The sequence below is a fragment of the Pseudomonas thivervalensis genome (assembly GCF_001269655.1).
GTDB lineage: Bacteria > Pseudomonadota > Gammaproteobacteria > Pseudomonadales > Pseudomonadaceae > Aquipseudomonas > Aquipseudomonas thivervalensis.
In genome coordinates this window covers 174,634-194,854 of record NZ_LHVE01000007.1, presented here as the reverse complement: position 1 = coordinate 194,854, position 20,221 = coordinate 174,634, and the positions used below count along the sequence as shown (strand labels likewise).

At 59.7% G+C, this 20,221-nt stretch carries 17 protein-coding genes; 1 reads left to right on the top strand and 16 read right to left on the bottom strand.

Going from position 1 to position 20,221, the window contains the following annotated elements; translation table 11 throughout:
• Nucleotides 1-2: 2 nt before the first annotated feature.
• The 16 genes from AD659_RS08665 to AD659_RS08590 form a co-directional block, all read right to left on the bottom strand.
• On the bottom strand, nucleotides 3-1,211 hold the full coding sequence (locus AD659_RS08665) for a sensor histidine kinase (protein ID WP_053120267.1): 1,209 nt from the start codon (nucleotides 1,209-1,211) through the stop codon (nucleotides 3-5).
• Between the two features lie 110 nt (nucleotides 1,212-1,321).
• On the bottom strand, nucleotides 1,322-2,797 hold the full coding sequence (locus AD659_RS08660) for a sigma-54 dependent transcriptional regulator (protein ID WP_003199076.1): 1,476 nt from the start codon (nucleotides 2,795-2,797) through the stop codon (nucleotides 1,322-1,324).
• A 169-nt stretch (nucleotides 2,798-2,966) separates the two neighbouring features.
• The gene (gene fliT / locus AD659_RS08655; RefSeq protein ID WP_053120262.1) at nucleotides 2,967-3,263 is read right to left on the bottom strand and encodes a flagellar protein FliT; all 297 of its coding nucleotides are present in this window, start codon (nucleotides 3,261-3,263) and stop codon (nucleotides 2,967-2,969) included.
• A gap of 24 nt (nucleotides 3,264-3,287) precedes the next feature.
• A complete protein-coding gene (gene fliS / locus AD659_RS08650; protein WP_053120260.1) occupies nucleotides 3,288-3,692 on the bottom strand; it encodes a flagellar export chaperone FliS in 405 nt (134 codons plus the stop codon).
• 151 nt (nucleotides 3,693-3,843) lie between these two features.
• Nucleotides 3,844-5,232, bottom strand: coding sequence for a flagellar filament capping protein FliD (fliD, locus tag AD659_RS08645; protein ID WP_053120258.1), 1,389 nt, complete (start codon nucleotides 5,230-5,232; stop codon nucleotides 3,844-3,846).
• 82 nt (nucleotides 5,233-5,314) lie between these two features.
• A complete protein-coding gene (locus AD659_RS08640; protein ID WP_053120257.1) occupies nucleotides 5,315-5,665 on the bottom strand; it encodes a flagellar protein FlaG in 351 nt (116 codons plus the stop codon).
• Between the two features lie 74 nt (nucleotides 5,666-5,739).
• Entirely contained in the window at nucleotides 5,740-7,185 is a 1,446-nt protein-coding gene (locus AD659_RS08635; RefSeq protein ID WP_053120255.1) for a flagellin N-terminal helical domain-containing protein, read from the bottom strand.
• A gap of 250 nt (nucleotides 7,186-7,435) precedes the next feature.
• Entirely contained in the window at nucleotides 7,436-8,365 is a 930-nt protein-coding gene (locus AD659_RS08630) for a ketoacyl-ACP synthase III (RefSeq protein WP_053120253.1), read from the bottom strand.
• Nucleotides 8,366-8,680: 315 nt separating this feature from the next.
• Nucleotides 8,681-10,267, bottom strand: a complete 1,587-nt coding sequence (locus tag AD659_RS08625) for a flagellar hook-associated protein 3 (RefSeq protein ID WP_053120251.1) — start codon at nucleotides 10,265-10,267, stop codon at nucleotides 8,681-8,683.
• A gap of 12 nt (nucleotides 10,268-10,279) precedes the next feature.
• On the bottom strand, nucleotides 10,280-12,295 hold the full coding sequence (gene flgK, locus AD659_RS08620; RefSeq protein ID WP_053120249.1) for a flagellar hook-associated protein FlgK: 2,016 nt from the start codon (nucleotides 12,293-12,295) through the stop codon (nucleotides 10,280-10,282).
• A gap of 10 nt (nucleotides 12,296-12,305) precedes the next feature.
• Complete coding sequence (gene flgJ / locus AD659_RS08615; RefSeq protein ID WP_408003300.1) at nucleotides 12,306-13,613, bottom strand: flagellar assembly peptidoglycan hydrolase FlgJ; 1,308 nt, start codon at nucleotides 13,611-13,613, stop codon at nucleotides 12,306-12,308.
• An 11-nt stretch (nucleotides 13,614-13,624) separates the two neighbouring features.
• A complete protein-coding gene (locus AD659_RS08610) occupies nucleotides 13,625-14,695 on the bottom strand; it encodes a flagellar basal body P-ring protein FlgI (RefSeq protein ID WP_162277324.1) in 1,071 nt (356 codons plus the stop codon).
• A gap of 45 nt (nucleotides 14,696-14,740) precedes the next feature.
• A complete protein-coding gene (gene flgH / locus AD659_RS08605) occupies nucleotides 14,741-15,436 on the bottom strand; it encodes a flagellar basal body L-ring protein FlgH (protein ID WP_053120247.1) in 696 nt (231 codons plus the stop codon).
• A 72-nt stretch (nucleotides 15,437-15,508) separates the two neighbouring features.
• A complete protein-coding gene (flgG, locus tag AD659_RS08600) occupies nucleotides 15,509-16,294 on the bottom strand; it encodes a flagellar basal-body rod protein FlgG (RefSeq protein ID WP_053120245.1) in 786 nt (261 codons plus the stop codon).
• Between the two features lie 49 nt (nucleotides 16,295-16,343).
• Entirely contained in the window at nucleotides 16,344-17,081 is a 738-nt protein-coding gene (locus AD659_RS08595) for a flagellar basal body rod protein FlgF (RefSeq protein WP_025212468.1), read from the bottom strand.
• A gap of 341 nt (nucleotides 17,082-17,422) precedes the next feature.
• On the bottom strand, nucleotides 17,423-18,985 hold the full coding sequence (locus AD659_RS08590; protein WP_053120241.1) for a sigma-54-dependent transcriptional regulator: 1,563 nt from the start codon (nucleotides 18,983-18,985) through the stop codon (nucleotides 17,423-17,425).
• Between the two features lie 431 nt (nucleotides 18,986-19,416).
• Here AD659_RS08590 and phhA point away from each other — a divergent pair, with 431 nt between their 5' ends.
• Nucleotides 19,417-20,202 carry a phenylalanine 4-monooxygenase gene (gene phhA, locus AD659_RS08585; RefSeq protein WP_053120239.1) on the top strand — a complete coding sequence of 262 codons (786 nt, stop codon included), beginning with the start codon at nucleotides 19,417-19,419 and terminating at the stop codon, nucleotides 20,200-20,202.
• The last annotated feature ends 19 nt before the right edge of the window (nucleotides 20,203-20,221 follow it).

Genomic DNA, 20,221 nt, shown 5'->3' with positions numbered 1-20,221 from the left:
GTTCACTCCACCCCTGGCGCGTTGGAAAACAGCGGCAGGATCACCGTCGCACAGGTGCCACGGCCCAGCCGCGAGCGCAGGTGCAATTCTCCCTGATGGGCGCGGGCCACGGCCTTGACCACAGTCAGGCCCAGGCCGGTGCCGGTGGTCTTGGTGGTAAAGAATGGCTCGCCCAGGCGCGCCAGCACCGCCGGTTCGATGCCGCTGCCGTTGTCGCTGACCGACAGGCGCAAGGTGTTATTGCGTGTATATAAGTGCACTTTCAGCCGGACGTCGCCGCCGCTGGCCTGGATCGCGTTTTCAATGAGGTTCAACACCGCGCCCACCAAGGTGTCGCGGTTGCACAACACTTCACCGACATGGCTATCGCACTGCCAGCGGATCGGCAATTCCTGCACATGGGTCAACGCTGCGGCCTGCAGCGATTGGAGCAAGGCCTTGGGGCTGACACGGTCGGTCAACGGCAGCTCGCCGCGGGCGAACACCAACATGTCGCGCACTTGGTGTTCCAGCTCATGCAGGCGCTCTTTCAAACGTCCGGCAAAGCGTTGCTGGGTTTCCACTGGCAATTGCTGCTCAGTCAGATGACTGGCGTAAAGCAGCGCGGCGGAAAGCGGCGTACGAATCTGATGGGCCAGCGAGGCCACCATTCGCCCCAGGGAAGACAGGCGCTCATGGCGCGCCAACTGGTCTTGCAGGTGACGGGTTTCAGTCAAGTCATTGAGCAACACCAGTTGCCCTGGCTCGGCGTCCAGCGAGCGCGTCGAGATGGACAGGCGCCGACCGTCCTTGAGGGACACTTCATGGCCGTCGTCTTCACGAGGTGCAAAGCAGCGGGCGATAACATGCCGCCACAACTCGCCTTCCAACGGCAGGCCGAGCAATTCGCAGGCCGCCGGGTTGGCTTCGCGCACGAAACCGTGGGCGTCGATGACGATGACGCCGCCAGGCAAGAGGTCGAGAAGGTTTTGCAGCCGATTGGCCAGGCGTTCCTTTTCCGCCAACTCCTGCATGCGCTGGGCACTGACCACGGCGAGTTCACCCTTGAGTTCGGTGACCCGGGCTTCGAGCAGGCTGTAGGAATCGGTCAGTTGGCTGGACATCTGGTTGAACAGCGAAAATGCCTGCTCAAGTCCAAGCCGGCTCGCCTGTTCGGCGGACGGCAGGTGTCCCGGTTCGGGGACAGGAGACATCTGGGCGGCTTGGGTCATCGTGCTCTCTCGCTTGGCTGACCGTCAGTTAAACGGAACGTTGCGAGGGCTATAGCAATACCCGTGCCGAAAAAAAACCGCCTGAAAATCAGGCGGTTGGAAAACAGGCGTCAATCATCCGCCTGTTCATCTCCTTCGCGGCGACTCATGCCGTACTTGCGCATCTTCTCCACCAGGGTGGTGCGGCGGATGCGCAGGCGCTCTGCCGCACGGGCCACGATACCGTTGGCATCGTCCAGCGCCTGCTGGATCAACCCTTGTTCAAGGCCTCCCAGGTAATCCTTGAGGTCCAGGCCTTCGGGCGGCAACAAGGCATTGGCGGTGAAGTCCGGCGTGTGGCCGTTGATCGCCACCCGTTCCTCCAGGTCGCTGCGCAGGCTGTCGACCATTTGCTCGTCTTCGTCGTCGACGTAGCGGAATTTCTTCGGCAGTTCGTTCACGCCGATCACCCCATACGGGTGCATGATCGCCATGCGCTCCACCAGGTTGGCCAGCTCCCGGACGTTACCCGGCCAGCCATGGCGGCACAGGGACATGATCGCCGCCGAATTAAAGCGGATCGAGCCGCGCTTTTCGTGCTCCATGCGTGAGATCAGCTCGTTCATCAGCAACGGGATATCTTCGACACGCTCACGCAGCGGCGCCATTTCGATCGGGAAAACATTGAGGCGGTAATAGAGGTCTTCGCGGAAACTGCCGACCTCGATCATGCTTTCGAGGTTCTTGTGCGTGGCGGCAATGATTCGCACATCGACGCTCTGGGTCTTGTTGCTGCCCACGCGTTCGAAGGTGCGCTCCTGCAGGACCCGCAACAGCTTGACCTGCATCGGCAGCGGCATGTCGCCGATTTCATCGAGAAACAGCGTACCGCCATTGGCCAGTTCGAAACGCCCGGCGCGGCTGGTGATTGCGCCAGTGAAGGCGCCCTTCTCATGGCCGAACAGTTCGCTTTCCAGCAACTCGGCCGGGATCGCGCCACAGTTGACCGGCACGAACGGCGCCTCGCGGCGCTTGGAGTGGTAATGCAGGTTGCGCGCAACCACTTCCTTGCCGGTGCCCGACTCACCCAGGATCAGCACACTGGCGTCCGTATCGGCGACCTGCTGCATCATCTGGCGCACATGCTGGATCGCCCGGCTGGTGCCGACGAGACTGCGGAACAGGTTGGGTTCGCGATGCCGGCCGCGCTCGCGGGCCTGATCGTACATCTCGCGGTAAACCTGCGCGCGGTGCAGCGAATCGAGCAGCTTGCTGTAGCTGGGCGGCATTTCGAGGGTGGAAAGCACCCGGCGACGCTGGTCCTCAGGCAAGTCAAGGGAAGAATTTTCGCCCATTAACAAAACCGGAAGGAACTCATCCCAGGTTGAGAGTGTCTTTAGCAAGCCCAAAAGCGTTGCGGGAGCATTTACGGTCCCGATAAGGACACAGATGACTTCCCGACTGGACGACAATGAGCCGACTGCCTGCTGCCAATCATGGCTTCCGCAGGGTAAATTTTCTTCGCCAAGAAAATTCAGGATCACCGCCAAGTCGCGGCGGCGGACGCTATCGTCATCGATCAGGAGAATTTTGGTTTCACGCCACATGCAATAGCAACTTCCCTAGTCAACCCAATGCCCGAAATTAGGGGGCAAGCTAGACGCTTGCAGACTTGTTATGCCTGTAGACGCCTTAAATCTGTAAACAGCTACTAGTTAAGTCAAAAAACCGTGCACAGTCAAATTTATGGCGCAACGGACTCGGATTAACTGAGCATTAACCAAACAGATGGTAAACCTTTGCCGCGTTCTGTGCTTGATGGATCTGCTGCATCTCATCGACGATCGCCTGACGCTCTCCTGTCGCCGCCTCCAGTAATTGCCGGTACACCGTCAATAACGCCTCAAGATTGGTCCGTAATGCCGCCTCGTCTACCTGGGACTCGCTCAGGACGTCCTCCATGCAGGAACGACAAGCCAGATCCAGCTGGCTGATTGCCTCCCAGTCATGCTTGGCCAGGGCATCGACCAGGGCATCACGGGTTTGTTCGATTCGCTGCAGTGCTTGGCTCATGACATGATCCTCAGGCCCATCGGCTTATTGATTGGCAATCCCATGATCGCCAATTGCATCCCAACCACTTTTCAGCGTGTCGAGCAAACCCGAGACCTCATCGATGATCGCGACATCGTTGTTACGGTTGGCTTCCATGAGACGCGTCATCATGTAGGCGTACAAATTGTCGAGTTGCTGGAGGGACGCCGGGTCTTCGGTCTTTTCCGGATTCAAGCCATCACGCAGGCCGATGATAATGTCGACGGCCTTGCCCAGCATCAACCCCTTGAGCGCAATGTCACCCCGCGCCATCGCGCCCTTGGCCTGCGCCATCCGGTCCAGTCCGCCCTCCATCAACATCTGGACCAGGCGATGAGGTGAGGCTTCAGATACCTGGGCATGGGAATTGACCTTCTGGTACTGGCGAAGGGCTCTCAGGGGGTTCATGTTTCTACCTCGTAGCAGATAACTACTGGAAAAGGATCGCTCTGATCTTTATGTCGACTGAGCGCTGCATAACTTTAACGCAGGCTCGCCATCAATGAAAAAACCCAGGCGCTGCCATGGCAGCAAACCTGGGTTCTTGCACCGGGCTCAATCAGTCGTCGCTATTAGATTTATTGAGCGCATTCAGGGTGGCCAGGACGCTGTCACTCTGCGCCCGCAGTCGGGCCACCAAGGAGTCCATGGCGGTGTACTTGGCCGTCAGGCTCGTTTGCAGACTGACCATTCGCGCATCCAGGGTGTCCTGTTGCTTTTTCAGGTCGGTCAGGCTATCGGTCAGAGTCGCCGAGCGTGCGGCGAACACGCCGGTCTTGCTCAGCGCGAAGCTGTCAGTGGCGCTCTTCATGCGTGCCAGCAAACCGGTGTCGCCCGAGAAGATGCCATTGATGTCAGCCGCATTGGTCAACGCTGCAGCATCGAACAGCTTGTCATTGATCGACAGCAAGCCAGTCTTCTGGTCGGTCTGGACGCCGAACTGGGAGAGCGCTTTCAACTGGCCAGTGCCCGACATTGCGTTCAACTCGGTTCGCACCGCCGACAGCATCGAGCGCAACGAGGCATCGCCCGTCAACGCCCCGGACGTCACGGAACCGTCGGCATTGGTCGTGACCTGCGTCTCGGCGTTGGCCGCCTTGATCAACGCGTTGTAGCTGTCGACAAAGCCCTTGACCGACGATTTCAGTGTCGCACTGCTGGCCGCCACCGAGATGGTGGTCGGCGTCGCCGCACCACCACCGGATGGAACAACCGAAGCGCCCGTCAGCTTGAGGGTCACCCCACTCACCGCGTCAGCAATGGTATTGGTCTTGGACTCCATGGCCAGGCCATCAAGCTTGTACTGGGCATTCTGCGGAGTAGCCAGAATCGAAGTCCCGGTTTCCAAGCCGGAATCGCCCGTCAAGGTCAGGTCCGAACCGACACCGGTCGTCGTCGAGGTCAGCACCATGCGAGAGCCATTGGCATCCGTCACGATGTTGGCGCTCAAGCCCTGGTTGGCGTACTGGGAGTTGATCGAATCGCGAACTTGCTGCAAGGTCGCGCCGGCGGGAACGCTGACGGCGAATGTGTTGGTGCCCTGCTTGATATTCAGCGTAGTCGGTGCCGCACCGGCGTTCACTACCGAAGAAGCGCCACTGGCAAAGACCTTGGTGGAAAGCTTCGAAGCCGTGGCCAATTGAGTGACCAGCAGCGAAAAACTACCGGCTGCCGCACCGTTTCCCGTTGTCACGGTAGCGACTTTTTCATCGGACGACGAACCGGTCAACCCGCTAAAGCTGGAAGCGGTCTTCATGTTGTCCAATGCGCCACGGAAAGCATCCAGTGCCGCCTGGATTTTACCGATCGACGACAGCGAGGTGGTCGCTTTCAGCGTCTGGTTGTTGATTTGCGTCTGCTTCGGCGCCTTTTCGGCGGCGACCAGGGATGCCACGATCGCTTGAGTATCGATATTCGAACCAACACCACTAACCGTTGTACCCGCCATCATCTTTCTCCTTAATCCACTGGCTGCCGCTTTTTTGACTTAGAGCGCCTTAATCAGCGACAACAACAATATTCGTGCCAGCTCAGACCCTGTCGTTGAACAACAAGTTGCTGGCGTCCGACAGGCTTTGCGCCAGTTTCAGTGCGGTTTCCGAAGGGATCTGGCGAATCACGTCACCGGTTTCAGTGGCGATGACCTTTACCACGATCCGCCCGGAGGAATCATCAATGGAGAAATCCAGTTTGCGCTGCGCAGCCTGGACGAACTCCTGAATATCAGTCACGGCCTTTTCCAGATCCTCGCGCTTGGGCTCGGCATCCGGTGATACAACGGCCTCGGCCTTGGGCTGGTCCGATTTGCCGACAACGATGGGCGCTGCGCTCTGAGGGGCAACGGCCGGATAAGACAGGTTCAACTTTACGCTCATGTCCATGCTAGATCACCTCATCACGGAAAAGACAAAAGGGCACGTAAACGCGCCCTTCCGTCAATCACCAAGCGCTGGAATTACTGAAGCAGCTTCAGTACAGCGGATGGCAGTTGGTTCGCCTGGGACAGGATCGCAGTGGAAGCCTGTTGCAAGGTTTGTTGCTTGGTCAGCTGAGCGGTTTCCGACGCGAAGTCGACGTCCTGGACCACACCACGAGCAGCAGTGGAGTTGTCCGAGATGCTGCGCAGGTTAGCCACGGTGCTGTCGAAACGGTTTTGTACAGCACCGAGGTCAGCACGCTGGGAGTCGATGTTGGCAATGGCCTGGGTGATCACGTCAACAGCGTTTTGCGCGTTGGTGGCAGTGGTCACGTCAGTGTTGCTGACTACGGTTTTGGTCGAGCTGACGGTAGTACCGGCGGCTACGAACAGACCAGTAGCACCGGCACCGTTCATCGAGTAGCTGTTGGTGGAGTTCAGGGAAACAGCACCGGTCACCTGGATGGCAGTAGCAGCGGCGGCCACAGCGGCACCGTAAGTACCAGCACCATCTTTGGCAGCCACGGTGATACCGGCGATTGCACTGGCGTCACCTGCGTTCAGGGTGATGTTCTCACCGGTGTCGGACTTGATTTCCAGGTTGTTGGTGGTGGCGTTGAAGTTAACGCTGATGCCCAGTTTGGCGGCGTTGGACTTCAGTTGGTCAGCCAGACCAGCGGTGTCGGTTACGCCGACGATGTTGACCGCAGTACCCGAACCTACCTGAATGCTGAAGTTCGCAGTGCCAGGCGCAGCACCGGTGATGGCTGCGGTGTTTACACCGAAGCGTACTTCAGTGCTGGCGGTAGCCGACAGGCCGCCGATAGCGCCGTTCAGTTGAGCAGCGGTAGCCTTGGCAGACTGGCCGGCAGCAACAGTAATGCTAGCGGTCTGACCACCACCGGTGATTGCTACAGCACCGCCGGCAACACCGGTAGCGCTTGGCGCGATGGCCACGCTTTTCAGCTGCTGGGAGCCAATGCTGTTGGCCGATACGTCACCCAGGGACATGTTGATGGTTTCGTTGGCGTTTGCACCCACTTGGAAAGCGGTGGTACCGAACGAACCGTCCAGGATCTTGCGACCACCGAAGGTAGTGGTGGTAGCGATACGGCTCAGCTCAGCGGTCAGAGCGGCGTATTCGGAGTTGTTCGACTTACGGTCTTCAGCGCTTGGCGAGCCGTTGGCGGAAGCCAGGGCCAGGGTACGCATTTTCTGCAGGATGTTGGTGGATTCCTGCATCGCACCTTCAGCAGTCTGTGCGATGGAGATACCGTCACCGGCGTTCTTGATAGCAGTCTGCAGGCCGTTGATCTGGCTGGTCAGACGGTTGGAGATTTGCAGGCCAGCCGCGTCATCTTTAGCGCTGTTGATACGCAGGCCGGAAGACAGGCGTTGCATCGAAGTTTGCAGGGCGTCGGACGAACGAGTCAGGTTCTTTTGAACGTTCAACGATGCAATGTTGGTGTTTACTGTTAAAGCCATGACGAAATCCTCGTTGGATGGATACTGCGGCTTCCGGCCCTGACATCCGTCGGGTGTGGCCTAGAGAACCTACATACTAGTTATCGTCGTGAAGGTGCTTTGCTTGAGGAGATTTTTGGATATTTTTAGTGGCAGGGGGCCAGCCCTTTATTTTCAAGGCTTTAGCGCTTTTTTCTGGCGTCAAAAAAAACAAAAACGCCCGAGAACTTTTGTTCCCGGGCGTTTTTCATGCAACGACAAGCCGTACGGTTCAGCCGCGATAAAGGATCGCCGAGCCCCATGACAAGCCGACACCAAAGCCGCTGATGGCCACGCGCGTCCACTTGGAATCAAACACATGGTTTTGCAACAACAGCGGGATACTCGACGAGACCGTGTTGCCGGTCTCCAGCATATCCTTGACGAACCGCGCCGACCCACTCTCATCGAAACGACGCGCCACGGCATCGACGATGGCCGCGCTGCCTTGGTGAATGCAGAAGGCATCGATATCGCCCGCCTGCAAATTTGACTCCTCCAGCAACTCATGCAGATGCGCAGGGACTTTCAACAAGGCAAAGTTGAAAACCTGGCGACCGTTCATGAAGAAAACGCCATCGCTGACCTTGAGGTGCGGTGCACCGGAGCCGTCAGTACCGAATTTAGACTTGCCCAACTGCCAGATAGCGTTTTCACCCATCCAAGTGGCAGTGGCGGCATCGCCGAACAGCATGGTGGTGTTGCGGTCTTCCGGATCGACGATCTTGGAATACGGATCGGCAGTCACCAACAGGCCATTCTTCAGCCCTGCCGCCTCCATGAACCCCTTGAGGGCATAGAGGCCATACACGTAGCCGGAACAGCCCAGGGAAATATCAAAAGCTGCAACCTGGGTCGACAAGCCCAGCTTGTCCTGAACGATTGCAGCCGTGTGCGGCAAGCCTTCTTCATCGCCGTTCTGGGTGACAACAATCAAGCAATCAACGGATTCACGCTTGAGCTCAGGGTTGGCGGCAAACAATGCATTGACGGCTTCAACGCACAGATCGGAAGTTTCCTGTTCGGCCCCCTTGCGCGGCAAAAACGCCGAGCCAATCTTGCCAAGGATGAAAGTTTCGTCCTTGTCGAACTTTGCACCCTGGGCGTAGTTGTCAACCCCGGCCGCCGGCACGTAACTCGCTATATTTTTTATGCCAATCATTTATGGCTTCCCAGTAATAAACAGCTGAACACCGCCGCTCGCTGAATCGAAGGCGTCTACAGACCAGGGATCGGCCCCCCAAGGGAGCTAGCGCCGGGCCTCCAATATCAAACTAGACGGCCTACCACCCTCACCGCCCGCAGACAGGATACATTGAAGATGCGCGTTTTGACTGACGGGTCACTCAGCGATCAGCGGTTTATTTGATTTTATAGCCCTGATGACGCTCCACACCACTTCGCCACCCCTTGAAAAAACTCAAAAAAAAAGCCAGCTCCCTGTGACAGGAGCCGGCTGCAAGGGGTCAAGACCCGCTTAAAGCTTGTTGAACAGACCCAACTGAGAAATCTTCGAGAATGCCAGCTGTGCCGCCTGCAGCATCGTCTGCTGCAGGGTCAGGCGTGTCAGCACTTCGGCCGGATCGGTGTTCTTGATTCCGTTCTGGGTCGAATCGTTGATCAGGCCTGTGCTCTGGTTCTGATCGCTCTGCATGTCCATGACATTACCCCGGGCACCAATGGCGCCACGTGCCAGGTCGACCTGGTTCTTGGCATTGCCCAGGTTGGCGATGGATGACGCGATAGTGTCTTCCAGCAAGCGTTGTGCAGCGGGATTGCCCTGGGTCGGCGTATTCAGCGTCTGACGCAGTTGGCTGATGGTATCCAGCACGTTCTGGGTCTGATGGGTATTGACCGCTATGTCGAACTGGTCACCGGCAACGGGTGCGCCACCCCCCAGTGTGAAGCTGACACCTGCAGCAGTCGCCACGCCAGCGGCCACGGTTCCGGAGCTGACTGGAGTGCTGGTATTGGTCAGTGGACGGGCATACAGGTCGAACGTTGTCGGGCTGGTGAACTTCAGTACAGCCCCGCCTTCAGGGAAAAAGCTCTTGTAATCCGCTGCGTTGGTTACCGCAGCCTGGCCGATCACTGCTGTCGACCCGTTACCCGGGGCGCGGTTGCCGACGAAGCTGTCGGGCTTGGCCGCCAGCTGGAAACTGTGACCGGCAAGCACCGCATCAGCACTGGCAGCGTCAGCAGGGTTGTCACCCGCCTGGAAAGTAATATCGAGCTTGAACACCGCGCCGCGGAAGTTGATGTCGGAGCCACCCTCCTTCTTAGGGTCGAATACCCCGCCCTGACTCGCTTCCGCGGTCACGTCATTGCCCAAGGCATCGGTGATTACAAACTGGGTACTGCTGGTGAACGACAGAGTGTAGGGCTGGCCGCCACGGAAATTCGCATCGAAACTCGGATTGGAAGTGACCAGGCCTTCCGACACGGCCACGCGCCCATCATCAACTGCCGGCGCAGTCATCGTGGTCATGCTGCGACTGGCATTGATCGCCTGCTGGAATACATCCCAACCGGTATCGTTGAGCCCCAGGGACATCGAGTCACCGATCTTCAATTGCAGTTGAGTCTGGTCGCCCTGGTAGCTGTAGGTGCCGTCGCTGTTGCGCACAAAGGGCTCGGTATTGTTGCTGGCACCGGAAAAAATGAACTTGCCATTGGCATCCTTGCTGTTCATCAGGCTCAGCAATTGATCTTCGGACGCGCCGAGCTCGGCGGCAATGGACTTGCGGTCGTCGTCGTTCAATGAACCGCCGCCGGCACGTACCGCCAGCTCGCTGACCTTCTGCAGCACGTTGTTGATACTGTCCAGCACGGCCTCTTCCTGCGCCTGGGCCGTATTCAAAGCACTGATATTGGTGGTGTATTGCCCCAACATGGCTTTTTGCTGGTCGAGCTGCAGCAGACGGGCCGCACCGACCGGGTCATCCGCCGCGGTCTCGAGTTTCACGCCGCTGCTGGCCTGTTCAGCCGTCTTGACCAGGTTATTGAAGTTACGCTGATAGTTGGCAGCCGTCGCCGCATAGTACTGAGCAGTAGAAATACGCACGTTTACGGCTCCTTAAAGGGCGTTGATCAATGTGTTGAATGTGTCTTGCGCAGCCTTGATGATCTGCGAAGAAGCCGAGTAGTACTGCTGGTACTTGACCAGGTTGCCGGTCTCCTCATCAAGGTCGACACCGGACATCGAGTCGCGGGAGTTGCGCGCCTGGGTCAGGATGGTACCGGTAGCCGTGGCGTCGAGCTGGCCTTGCTTGGCCTGGGAACCGACCGATGAAACGAGAGCACCGTAGGCATCGGTGAAGCTCACGCCCGGACTGGTGGCATTGGCGCCGACCGTAGCCTTGGTTTGCAGGCCAAGCAACGCCTGGGCATTGCGGTTGTCAGTGCTGCTGGGCGTCGTCAAGGCGATATTGAAGCTGTCATCCGCAGCGGGACTGCCGCTGAGGGTCATCGCTACGCTGAACGTCTTGGGCGCACCACCGCCGTCGATGTAGGGCACCGAAATGCTCAAGTCGTTGTTCTGGCCAGGTACGATGCTGCCAGTGCCGATGCTGTTGCCCTTGGCGTCGAAGGCTTCATAGGCGGTCGCACTGGTCATGAGCAGGCGAATCGGCATCGAATTCTTGACCGCTGTCTGCACCTCCAGGCGCTGGACCGGATCGTAGATATCCAGGACCGTGCTCAGGGTCGGCTGACCGATGGCGCCAGTACCATCGTTGCCCGAGGCTTTGGTGGACGTCAGCGGCGCGGCGGTGGCCAATGTCTTGGCATCAGTCATGACGACTTGCATGTCAGCGGCGGAAGAGCGAGTCGGGGTAATCTTGAAACTGTCACCCGCGTTTACCGGGCCGGCATTGAGGCTCAGGCTGAAGCCGTCAATAACCGGAGCAGGTGTCGCGCCCAGCGTGAAAGTGCCCATGTCGGTGTTGTCTGACAAGCGACGTACGCTGTAGCCCGTAGCACTGGTAAACGTGACCTGATAATCGCTGGCCGCCAGCTTGCTGGTGTCCTTGATGGTCACGTCCAGATTGCCGGACGCCGGGTTGTTGTTAGCGTTGACAATGCTGCGCTGGCTGATGGCGGCAGCACTGTTGATGTCGTTGAACAATGACGCGCCAAAGTTACCGTTCTGATCCAGGCCCTGGCCCAACTGCCTGTTGACCTGATCGGTAACCACCATGGCGATGCGTCCCAGGCTGTTGACCGCCGGCGTCAGCACCTCATTGCGGTAGCGCAACAGGCCCCCTATCTGGCCGCCGCTCGTCACAGATGTGATGTCGAGCGTCGAGCTGCCACGCTTCATGATGATTGCGGAACGGGTCGGGTCGTTCTGGTCCACCGTCACCTGCAGGGTATTGGCAGTATTACCAATGACCAGGGGCTGGCCGCTGCCCAGGTAGATATCCATCCTGCCGTCGGTTTCGGTTACCTGCGCGCCCACCAGCGCAGACAATTGGCGTACGGCCTCATTGCGCTGGTCCAACAGATCATTGGGCATGCCACCGGCACCCGATCCCGAGGCCTCGCTGATTTTCTGGTTGTATGCCGCAACAGTGCTCGCCAGCTTATTGACTTGTTCGGCCATGGAGCCCAACTGGTCATTGATATAGGTGCTCTGTTGGGTCAACTGCTGGGAGATGGCGTTGAAGCGGTTGCTCAATCCCTGGGCATTGGTCAGCAACGCCTGGCGCGCAGCCGTGTCGTTGGAGTTGCCCGCCAGCGTCTGCAAAGATGCAAAGAAAGACTGCAGCGTCTTGGTCACGCCGGTACCGCTGTCAGACAGCAGCTTGTCCACCTGGGTGGCCTGCCCCAGGTAAATCTGTGCGTCGTTGTCGAGCGACGTCGAGGTTCGTAGCTGCGCGTCGAGGTAGCTGCTGTACACCCGGCGCACGTCCGCCAGTGTCGTACCGGAGCCGATGAACACGTTGCCGTACTGGTTCGATGCCTTGGTGGTTTGCACGGTCTGCTGACGCGAGTAACCAGCGGTATCGACGTTGGCAATGTTGTTACCGGTGGTCATCAATGAGGACTGGCTTGCGGACAGACCCGACATCCCGATATTGAGCAAACTCATGGTTCAGACCTTATAAAGTCGTGGTGGCACCAGCCGACGCGTAGTTTTGGTAACTCGTCATCTGCCGGGCTATGTTCGAAATCTTATTGGCGTAGTTCGGGTCGGTGGCGTAACCGGCCTTCTGCAACTCGCGTACAAACTGTTCCGGTTTATCGGCCGACTTCAGCACATCTTGATAGCGGCTGTTGCTTTGCAGCAGATTGACCAAGTCATGGAAACTGTCGCGGTACGAGGCGTAGGAACGGAACTCGGCCGTCTCCTTGACCATCTCGCCATTGCGAAATTCGCTGGTGATCGCCCGCGCCGAATCGCCCTTCCAGTTGGCGCTGGCCTTGATGCCGAACAGGTTGTGGCTGCTGCTGCCATCAGGCTGGCGCATCACCGATTTACCCCAACCGGTTTCCAGGGCGGCCTGGGCCACCAGGTAACGGGGGTCGACACCGATGCGGTCCGCGGCTTCCTTGGCCATTGGCAGCATGGCGTTGACGAATTCATCGGCATCGCGGAAGGCCTTGCGCGCCGGCGCCAGCGGTGGCTGGGCCACGGCGCGACCATAGACCTGCATGTCACCTTTGGGCTCGGACGCCTTGAGCGCGGCCAGCCAGTCGCCATTGGCCAGTTCGCCGGTGGCCGGCTTGACGGCGGCGATGGCGCGATCCGGCAGCAGGTTCTGCGCAGGGACATCGGCATTGGCCGCTGCCGAAGGCACCAGCCCGGCGAGCAGGCGGTCAGCCAGTTTCGGCGGCAGGGCCAAGCGACGCTGGTTGAGCAGTTCCATGTCGTTGCGATGGACGCCCTCAGCCCCTTGCGGCGCACTCACGGCCCGCGAAGCCCACAACGGACGCTGGCCATTGGTGCGCGACAACGGGCCATCGGTGGGCAGGGTCCCAGCCGCCACAGGCGTCGGCACCGGTGCCTGATTGACTTTGTCCTGCGCCTCTTGCTGCTTGGCAGCCGACAACGTCGCCGCCTCGCCGGACACCAATGGCTTGTTCTTCGACATCTGGCGCAACAGCACATCGGCCAGGCCGATACCACCGCCTTCGCGGGACATGGAAACGGCCAACTGCTGGTCGTACATTTCCTGGTATTGCTTGGCTTCCGGCGTGTTCATCGGGTTGTCCTTGCCCAAGGCCTCGGTGGCCGAACGCATGGACTTGAGCATTTCGCCGAGGAACAGCGACTCGAATTCCTGCGCCACTTTGCGCAGGTTGCCTTCGCTGTTCTTGTCGCCGACCTTGAGCTGGTTGAGGCGGTTCAGGTCCGAGTAGGACCCCGAATCCCCGCTGATCAAGGCGCCTTTGCGCATATCCACCATGGCCGTTTTCCTTAAATCACGATCAGGTCGGCTTGCAACGCGCCGGCCTGCTTCAAGGCTTCGAGGATGGCCATCAAGTCGCCCGGCGCCGCGCCGACCTGGTTCACTGCCCTGACGATTTCATCCAGGGTCGTGCCCGGGCCGAACTTGAACATCGGCTTGGCTTCCTGTTCGGCATTGACCCGCGAACGCGGGACCACGGCGGTCTGGCCATTGGACAATGGCCCCGGCTGGCTGACGATCGGGTCTTCGGTGATGGTCACGGTCAGGCTGCCGTGGGTCACGGCGGCTGGGGAAACCTTGACGTTCTGGCCGATCACGATGGTGCCGGTACGCGAGTTGATGATGACTTTCGCCACCGCCTGGCCCGGATCGACTTCGAGGTTTTCCAGGATCGACAGGTAGTCGACCCGCTGGCTCGGATCCAGTGGCGCGGTGACGCGAATCGAACCACCGTCGATGGCCTGGGCCACGCCTGGGCCGAGCATGTCGTTGATCTTGTCGACGATGCGCTTGGCCGTGGTGAAGTCGGAACGGTTGAGGTTCAAGGTCAGGCTGTTACCCTGGTTGAAACCGCTCGGCACCGCACGCTCCACCGACGCACCACCGGGGATGCGACCGGCCGACGGAACGTTGACGGTGATCTTCGAACCGTCGCGACCCTCGGCATCGAAACCGCCCACCACCAGGTTGCCCTGGGCAATGGCGTAGACGTTGCCGTCGATCCCCTTGAGCGGCGTCAGCAACAAGGTGCCGCCACGCAGGCTCTTGGAGTTACCGATAGACGAAACGGTGATGTCCACCTGTTGGCCCGGCTTGGCAAACGCCGGCAGATCGGCACTGATCGACACCGCCGCGACGTTCTTCAACTGCACGTTGCCGGAGCCGGCCGGCACCTTGATGCCGAACTGCGACAGCATGTTGTTGAACGTCTGCAGGGTGAACGGGGTCTGGGTGGTCTGGTCACCGGTGCCGTTCAGGCCCACGACCAGGCCGTAGCCGATCAACTGGTTGGAACGCACGCCGGAAATGCTGGCGATGTCCTTCAGACGCTCGGCTTGAGCGGCGAAGGCTGCCGACATCACCAGGGCACCGATCAACAGCTGTTTAAGATTCAACTGGGCCACCTAGAAAGGGAACTTCGGGCTGAGGAAGAAGCGATCGAACCAACCCGGTTGACTCGCATCGGCAAAGGCGCCGGTGCCCGAATAGGTGATACGCGCATCGGCCACGCGGGTGGACGGAACCGTGTTGTCAGTGGAAATGTCATCAGCACGGACCATGCCGGCAATGCGCACCAGTTCATCGCCCGTGTTGAGGGTCAGCCATTTTTCTCCGCGCACGGCGATGATGCCGTTGGGCAACACATCGGCGACGGTGACAGTGATCGAACCGGTCAGGCTGTTGCTCTGGCCGGATTGGCTGTCGCCCTTGGTGGCCCGATCGGAGCTGTACCCGGCGTTGAGGCTCAGGTCGCCGCCACCGATCGGGTTGTTGGTGGTCAGGCTGGAGCCGAACAGCGAGGTCAGGCCGACGCTGGTCTCGCTGGTCTTGTCGATCTGCGAGTTGGCGTTCTTGCTGGCCTGGGTCCGCTCGTTCAGGGTGATGGTGATGATGTCACCGACCCGGAAAGCCTTGCGGTCGCTGTACAGGTTCTGCTCGAAGCCGGCCTGGTAGATCGAGCCATTGTTGGCGGCAGCCGGCAACGGCGTACGCGGCAACACCGGAGCGTAATACGGGTCATTGGGCCTGGGTGTCGGCGCGACACAGCCCGCGAGTGCGGTGATCCCACTCAGTGCCAGAACAGATACGAAGCGTTTCATGACCCTACCTCTTGGTGTTGCAGGCGACCCTGGGGCCGCCCTGTCTACGTGATGACGGACGTTGCGACGTGATTACAGATTCTGCGTGACGAACGAGAGCATCTGGTCGGCAGTGGAGATCACCTTGGAGTTCATCTCGTAGGCGCGCTGGGTGGTGATCATGTTGACCATCTCCTCGACAGTGCTCACGTTGGAGGTTTCCAGGGTGTTCTGCAGCGTGGTACCGAAACCGTTCAGGCCCGGGGTGCCGACTTGCGGCGCGCCACTGGCAGCGGTTTCCAGGAACAGGTTGTTGCCCACCGCTTGCAGGCCGGCCGGGTTGATGAAGTCGGCGGTCTGCAGGTTGCCGATCACCTGGGCGGCCGGGTTGCCCGCCACGGTGATGGACACGGTGCCGTCACGGCCCACGGTGAAGGTCTGGGCATCGTTCGGAATGACGATGGCCGGTTCCAGGGCGAAACCGCTGGCATTGACGATCTGGCCGTTGGAGTCGAGGTGGAAGGTACCGTCACGGGTGTAGGACGTGGTGCCGTCCGGCTGCAGGATCTGGAAGAAACCGCGACCGTCGATGGCCATGTCCAGCGGCTGCTCGGTGGTTTGCAGGCTGCCGGCGTTGAAGTTTTTCTGGGTGCCGACAATGCGCACACCGGTACCCACTTGCAGGCCCGACGGCAGTTCGCTGTCCTGGGTCGACTGGGCGCCTGGCTGGCGTTTTACCTGGTAGAGCAGGTCCTGGAACTCGGCGCGATCACGTTTGAAGCCCGTGGTCGAGACGTTCGCCAGGTTGTTGGAAATAGTAGAAAGGTTGGTGTCCTGGGCGGACAGACCTGTTTTGGCAACCCAAAGAGCCGGAAGCATTCGATTCTCCTCGTACGCCTGTTTTTCGGCGCAGCGCTGTAATTAATAGTTAGATCTGCAAGACCCGAGCCATGGCTTCATCGCCTTCTTTGGCGGTGTTCATCATCTTGACGTGGAGCTCGAACTGCTTGGCCAGGGCCAGCACCGAAGTCATTTCATCCACGGCGTTGACGTTGCTCGCCTCCTGGAAACCCGACACCAACTGCACGTTGCCGTCGATGGGGGCAGGCTGACCGTCCTTGGTCCGGATCGAGCCGTCCAGGCCCTTGGTCATGGTCTTGAGGTCCGGGTTGACCAGCTTGATGCGGTCCACTTCAGCCATTACACGCGGGCCTTCGCCCATGGCGCGGATGCTGATAGTGCCGTCCTGGCCGATTTCGATTTTCTGCTCTGGCGGCACGGCGATCGGACCACCGTTGCCCATCACCGGCATGCCGTTGCCGGCCCGCAGCACGCCCAGGGCGTCAACATTGAGGCTGCCGGTGCGCACGTAACTTTCGCCGCCGTCAGGGTTCTGCACGGCCATCCAGCCCGGCCCGCTGACCGCCACGTCCAGGTCACGACCGGTTTCCACCAGCGCACCCGGGGTGAAGTCCGTGGCAGGCCGCTCGGACATGGCAAACGCCCGCGCCGGAAAGCTGTCGCCGAACACCGGCATCGAGCGCGCCTGCTCCAGGTCTTTCTGAAAGCCATTGGTGGAGATGTTCGCCAGGTTGTTGGCATGGGCCCGCTGCGCCAGTGCGTTCTGGCTGGCGCCGGTCATTGCCACATAAAGGTACTTGTCCAATGTCGTTCCTCTGCATGCCGGACGTTTGCCGCCCACTGCTGTGTTGCACAGCCTTAAGCAATTTGCAGACCAACTTTTTTCTGGCGCGGACGGGCCCGGTAAACAAAGGGCTTGGGGGGATCTGAAGGGATTATGGGTAGGTATCGAAGACGAAAAACCGGCGGTGTCGTGCCGCTTACGGCAAGTGTCCGCCTAACCTGATCAAATAGACGACCCGTGGCGAGGGAGCTTGCTCCCGCTGGGCCGGTCCGACGCCTCGGGCGTAGCGGCCCCACACTTTTGGCGATTGCTGCGCAATCGAGCGGGAGCAAGCTCCCTCGCCACGAAACGCCTATCTTTCTTTACGCGCCGGATTCTTTACCCACTTCATACTCACGCAACTTATTGGCAATGGTCGTATGGGAAACCCCCAGCCGCTTGCCCAGTTGCCGGCTGCTCGGGTGTTCGGAGTACAAGCGCTCCAGCACCGCTTTCTCGAAACGCCCGACGATCTCGTCCAACCCTCCGTCCAGGGAAAAATCGCCAAGGGGCTGACGCACCCCGTAATCCGGCAGACGGATATGCTCGGCCTTCACCTTCCCGCCGTCGCACAGGGAAACCGCCTGAAACAATACGTTTTCCAACTGCCGGACGTTGCCCGGCCAGTGGTAGTGACTGAGGCGGTCCATCGCCGCCGGGGCCAGCTTGGGCAGCGCACAGCCGATCTGGCGGCTGGCCTGGTCGAGGAAATGGTCCACCAGCGGCGCCAGGCCATCGAGGCATTCGCGCAGGGGTGGGATGTGCAGGGAAAGCACATTCAAGCGGTGGTACAAATCCTGACGGAATTCGCCTCGGGCGCAGAGTTCGGACAGGTCGACCTGGGTGGCGCAAATCACCCTGACGTCCAGATACACCTCTTCATCGCTGCCGACACGCCGGAAGCAACCGTCCTGCAGGAAGCGAAGCAATTTCACTTGCAAACGCGGGCTCATCTCCCCGACCCCGTCGAGGAACAGCGTTCCCCCGGCGGTCAGTTCCAGCAGGCCGAGCTTGCCTTCGGCCCGGGCGCCTTCGAAGGCCCCCGGCCCGTAGCCGAACAGCTCGGTCTCAGCCATGGACTCCGGCAGCCCGGCGCAGTTGAGTGCCATCAAGGGCGATTGCCCGCGCGGGCTCGCCAGGTGACAAGCGCGAGCCAGCAGTTCCTTGCCGGTGCCGGTTTCGCCCTCTATCAATAGCGGCGCGTCCAGCGGTGCCATGCGCCGGGCCTCACGGACCACCGCCGCCATCACCTTCGAACTCTGGAAAATGCTGTCGAAGCCGCGCAACTCCTGCTTGCGCACGTTGTAGATCCGTTCGCCCACCCGGTCGGCCCGATGCAGGGTCAAAACCGCCCCGGCCATGGCTTCGCTGTCATCGTGCTCCGATTGCAGTGGCGCGATGTCCGCCAGGAACACATCGCCCTTGACCTTGACCCGCAGGCCGTTGATGCGCGACTGGTTGGCGCGCACCAGTTCCGGCAAGTCGAAATCCTCGGCGTAGCGAGACAGGGGAATCCCCGGCACCTCGTCCACCCGCACCCCGAGCAACTGCGCCGCCGCCCGGTTGGCTGCGACGATGGAGCCGCCCATGTCGATGGACAGCACCGGAAACTCCAGGGCGCCGAGCAAGGCGTTGAGTTCCATGTGCCGACGCTCGCTGGGCATCAATCCTACGCGCTTGACGCCAAACACCCCGGCGATGCCTTCGAATTTCGGACGCAACGCCTGGAACTGGATGTTGATCAGGTTCGGGCAGTGCAGGTAGATGGCGTTGCCATGCTCACCACCGACCTCCCCCCGGGCGACGTTGATGCCGTACTCCACCAACAGGTTGAGGATGTCTCGCAGGATGCCGATGCGGTTCTGGCAATGGACTTTGATGCGCATGAAAAAGGCCCGATGTGTATAGAAGTTCGTGGTAAGCGAGCCGTTCCCGCTTGTAGGAGCTGCCGAGCGAAGCGAGGCTGCGATCTTTTCCCAGACAGTTGAATCCCAAGCGAAAAGATCAAGATCAAAAGATCGCAGCCTTCGGCAGCTCCTACGACGCAGCCCGGCCTTTGCCATGAGGGTTTCTGACCGGCAGCGGAAATAATCGTCAAGATTATGTGACAGCTGTAGGCAGATTCCCACCAGAAAATCCCGACAACATCGGTACACCCGTCAATTCGTAACGAAAATTTTACGAATTGACGATTCCCTCTCCCAATCCATCTTCGCCAGCCTACTGCACACGCCCCCGCTTCGAGTTATCTCTAATACATCGCTGGACATAAAAACAAACACATCTTCCCCCTGAGGGAAATCAGCAGGAGAGCAGCATGAAGCAGACGCAATACGTGGCCCGCGAGCCCGATGCGCAAGGTTTTATCCACTACACCGCTGAAGAACACGCGGTGTGGAACACGCTGATCACCCGCCAGCTGAAAGTCATCGAAGGCCGTGCGTGCCAGGAATACCTGGACGGCATCGACAAGCTGGGCCTGCCCCACGACCGCATACCGCAACTGGACGAAATCAACAAGGTGCTGGGCGAGACCACGGGCTGGCAAGTTGCCCGGGTGCCGGCGCTGATCCCCTTCCAGACCTTCTTCGAATTGCTCGCCAGCAAGCAGTTTCCAGTGGCGACCTTTATTCGTACCCGGGAAGAGCTGGATTACCTGCAAGAGCCCGACATTTTCCACGAGATTTTTGGCCATTGCCCGCTGCTGACCAACCCCTGGTTTGCTGAATTCACCCACACCTACGGCAAACTCGGCCTACAGGCCTCCAAGGAAGAACGGGTTTACCTGGCGCGCCTGTATTGGATGACCATCGAGTTCGGCCTGGTGCAAACCCCGCAGGGCCGACGCATCTACGGCGGCGGCATCCTCTCGTCACCCAAGGAAACCGTGTACTGCCTGTCCGACGAGCCTGAGCACCAGGCCTTCGATCCATTGGAGGCCATGCGCACGCCGTATCGCATCGACATCCTGCAACCGGTGTATTTCGTGCTGCCCGAACTCAAGCGCCTGTTCGACCTGGCCCACGAAGACATCATGGGTATGGTCAAGCGCGGTCGGGAACTGGGCTTGCATGCCCCGAAATTCCCACCCAAGGCGGCGTGAACCGCGTCTTTTAATCCCA

Coding starts and splice junctions, on each gene's coding strand:
- AD659_RS08665 (WP_053120267.1), bottom strand. CDS start 1,211: ATGACCCAAGCCGCCCAGATGTCTCCTGTCCCCGAACCGGGACACCTG.
- AD659_RS08660 (WP_003199076.1), bottom strand. CDS start 2,797: ATGTGGCGTGAAACCAAAATTCTCCTGATCGATGACGATAGCGTCCGC.
- fliT (WP_053120262.1), bottom strand. CDS start 3,263: ATGAGCCAAGCACTGCAGCGAATCGAACAAACCCGTGATGCCCTGGTC.
- fliS (WP_053120260.1), bottom strand. CDS start 3,692: ATGAACCCCCTGAGAGCCCTTCGCCAGTACCAGAAGGTCAATTCCCAT.
- fliD (WP_053120258.1), bottom strand. CDS start 5,232: ATGGCGGGTACAACGGTTAGTGGTGTTGGTTCGAATATCGATACTCAA.
- AD659_RS08640 (WP_053120257.1), bottom strand. CDS start 5,665: ATGGACATGAGCGTAAAGTTGAACCTGTCTTATCCGGCCGTTGCCCCT.
- AD659_RS08635 (WP_053120255.1), bottom strand. CDS start 7,185: ATGGCTTTAACAGTAAACACCAACATTGCATCGTTGAACGTTCAAAAG.
- AD659_RS08630 (WP_053120253.1), bottom strand. CDS start 8,365: ATGATTGGCATAAAAAATATAGCGAGTTACGTGCCGGCGGCCGGGGTT.
- flgK (WP_053120249.1), bottom strand. CDS start 12,295: ATGAGTTTGCTCAATATCGGGATGTCGGGTCTGTCCGCAAGCCAGTCC.
- flgJ (WP_408003300.1), bottom strand. CDS start 13,613: ATGGTGGATATGCGCAAAGGCGCCTTGATCAGCGGGGATTCGGGGTCC.
- AD659_RS08610 (WP_162277324.1), bottom strand. CDS start 14,695: ATGTCGGCAGCCTTCGCCGCTCAAGCCGAGCGTCTGAAGGACATCGCC.
- flgH (WP_053120247.1), bottom strand. CDS start 15,436: ATGAAACGCTTCGTATCTGTTCTGGCACTGAGTGGGATCACCGCACTC.
- flgG (WP_053120245.1), bottom strand. CDS start 16,294: ATGCTTCCGGCTCTTTGGGTTGCCAAAACAGGTCTGTCCGCCCAGGAC.
- AD659_RS08590 (WP_053120241.1), bottom strand. CDS start 18,985: ATGCGCATCAAAGTCCATTGCCAGAACCGCATCGGCATCCTGCGAGAC.
- phhA (WP_053120239.1), top strand. CDS start 19,417: ATGAAGCAGACGCAATACGTGGCCCGCGAGCCCGATGCGCAAGGTTTT.